At 63.9% G+C, this 2,425-nt stretch carries 3 protein-coding genes; 2 read left to right on the top strand and 1 reads right to left on the bottom strand.

Annotation, left to right across the window (positions count from 1 at the left end):
* Nucleotides 1-186: 186 nt before the first annotated feature.
* Nucleotides 187-1,074 (bottom strand): LysR family transcriptional regulator, encoded by an 888-nt coding sequence (locus ACFWAY_RS53540; protein ID WP_378516513.1) that lies wholly within the window; start codon nucleotides 1,072-1,074, stop codon nucleotides 187-189.
* A gap of 188 nt (nucleotides 1,075-1,262) precedes the next feature.
* Between ACFWAY_RS53540 and ACFWAY_RS53535 the strand changes: the two genes are divergently transcribed.
* Complete coding sequence (locus ACFWAY_RS53535) at nucleotides 1,263-1,796, top strand: 2,4'-dihydroxyacetophenone dioxygenase family protein (protein ID WP_378516512.1); 534 nt, start codon at nucleotides 1,263-1,265, stop codon at nucleotides 1,794-1,796.
* Entirely contained in the window at nucleotides 1,793-2,329 is a 537-nt protein-coding gene (locus ACFWAY_RS53530) for a VOC family protein (protein WP_378516511.1), read from the top strand. Before ACFWAY_RS53535 ends, ACFWAY_RS53530 begins: the two co-directional genes overlap by 4 nt.
* Nucleotides 2,330-2,425 lie beyond the last annotated feature (96 nt).

Genomic DNA, 2,425 nt, shown 5'->3' with positions numbered 1-2,425 from the left:
ACGTCAACCGACAGCTGCGCGCATTCGATGGTGTTAAATGTATTGCTAGACAGGTAGTTTAGGCTACACGGGTTAGATACGAAGCCGTCTCGGGCGCCCGATTCATCCAGTTCGCAGACGGACCACGCAACACGCTGACCCGGAATCGTGACTTGATGATTCACTAGATGAATCGATTTATTTGTCCTACAGGACGTCGTCTCTGAACTCCGTGGCACCGTCGATCAGGGCACGTGTGCCCGCGCTCAGGTCGTCCCGCCGTGTGCAGAGGCACACCGCTGACCGAGGCGCATCCCTGACCGGCACGAAGACGACGCCCTCATGCCGTCGCGTGTCATCGACGAATTTGCTGGTAATCACAATCGCCGCTCCACTCGCCACCACCTCGAGCATCTCGTCCATGGTGCGCACCGACGGGCCGTAAACCACCGGCCGACCACTCGGCCGCGGGTCGCACGCCCACCACCTGACCCATTCGGGGTCGGCGCCGTCCGACCGGACATGCGGTTCGTCGTCGAGATCGCCCAGATCGACGTAGTCGCGGCCCGCGAGCGCATGCCCAACCGGGAGCACCGCAACACGCGCCTCGTCACACAGCACGTCGAGTCGGAGTCCAGACCGGTCCGACACCGGTGGACGGAGGATCGATGCGTCGACCTCCCCCGATCGGACCGCGCTTGCCAAATCGGCCCATTGAAGCTCGACCAAGGCCACCTCGAGCCTGGGCCGGCGCTCTCTCACGAGTTCGAGAAAACGACGGGTCGGCCCGGCAAGGGAGGCCGCCATGAACCCCAGTCGAACGGGCGGAATCTCCGACGTCGCCGCCTCCACCGCGCGTCGTGCGGCGGCCAGGACCGCCCGGGCCTCGGGCAGGAACCGGCGCCCGGCTGCCGTCGGCTGCAACGGATGCGCCGATCTGTCGATCAATTCGACGCCCAACTGCTTTTCAAGCCTCTTGACCTGCTGACTTAATGCAGGCGTGCTGATGAAGAGTTTCTCTGACGCGCGGCCGAAATGCCCCTCTTCGATCACCGAGACGAAGTATGCGACGAGCCTCAGATTTAGATCGTCCACCTGGCCACCGCACCTCTTCCCGCACCTCTGACCTGCCGCGATAACCAGCAGGTTAACGAACTGAAATCAAATGTAATGGACATCACATTCATTACCGAGGAGATTCTAAATCACTCCCGAGGCCACCCGGACCACGGCAGCCACATCACAATTCCGGGCATTCTCCCCAACGAAGATTGGATGCGATCATGCGCATTGCAGGCCCCGACTACTGGATGACCAATCCCGGCATCACCGCAAAGGGAGCGCGGAAGGAATTCATCGATCCCGAGCAGATCCCGTGGACCGATTGGCTCATGCCCGGCACCCGTTTCAAGCTCCTCTACTGCAACCTCGTCACCGGATCGTTCACTGTCATCCTGCAGGTCGACGCCGGCAGCGTAGCACCGCCGCACTGGCACATCGGCAACGTCCAGGCGTACATCATCGACGGCGGCTTCTACTACGAAGAGGACGACAAGGGCGAGACCGGGATGTACACGTGTGAGGTCGCGGGTGCCGTCCACTCTCCGACGTCGCCGCAGGGCACGACGATGCTCGCCATGGTCGACGGCCCGATCGCCGGTTACGCGCCCGAGGGAGGGCTCGGCGCCATCGCGGACGCCCGCCTGCATTACTACATCGCTGCGGCGAACGACGCCGTCGGCCACACCCAGCTCGTCGACTACGCGACCGATCCGTCGGTCGGCATGCACAGCATGGTCCCCGAGGCCGCGAAGTGAAGTGCTCGCTCGGACCGGTCCGGCAGCTCGGCTACGCGGTCACCGACATCGACGCCGAACTCGACTACTGGACGAACAAGCGCGGCGCCGGCCCGTTCTTCGTCGTCGAGCACGCCCCGTTCGAGGACGTTCACTACCTCGGACAGAGCGTCGAGCTCGACCTGACTGTCGCGATCGGCTACAGCGGATCCATGCAGATCGAGCTCATCCAGCAGAACGACGCCGGCCCGTCGCCCTACCGCGACTTCATCGCTGAGCACGGCCCGGGACTGCATCACCTCGCCGTGTTCGCCGACGACTTCGACGACACGGTTCGGCAGGCACAGGCGTCGGGCGAGGCGGCCACCTTCACAGGCAGCATCAGCGGATTCGGCCGGTTCGCCTACTTCGACACGGCAGGTCAGCACCTCGCCGTCGAGATCGGTGACGTCGGAGGCGGAACGGGCGTAACGGAGATGTTCGCAGCCTTCGAAGAAGCCGCGAAGAGCTGGGACGGCTCCGACCCGGTCAGGGTCGTCAACCCGGCAGACTGATTCGCACCACTTCCGTTTCCCACACCCGGTCGGGACGTTGGCTGCCAGCCCGGTGGTGAGACACCGGCTTTGGCGTCAGGCAGGGATCGGACTGAG

Source organism: Rhodococcus sp. NPDC059968, from assembly GCF_042738615.1.
Lineage (GTDB): Bacteria > Actinomycetota > Actinomycetes > Mycobacteriales > Mycobacteriaceae > Rhodococcus_F.
The sequence above is the reverse complement of the archived record's forward strand: the minus strand, read 5'-3'. Positions and strand labels throughout refer to the sequence as shown.

What these genes read in the sequence shown, in the direction of transcription:
- ACFWAY_RS53535 (WP_378516512.1), top strand. Translation starts at nt 1,263, where the DNA reads ATGCGCATTGCAGGCCCCGACTACTGGATGACCAATCCCGGCATCACC.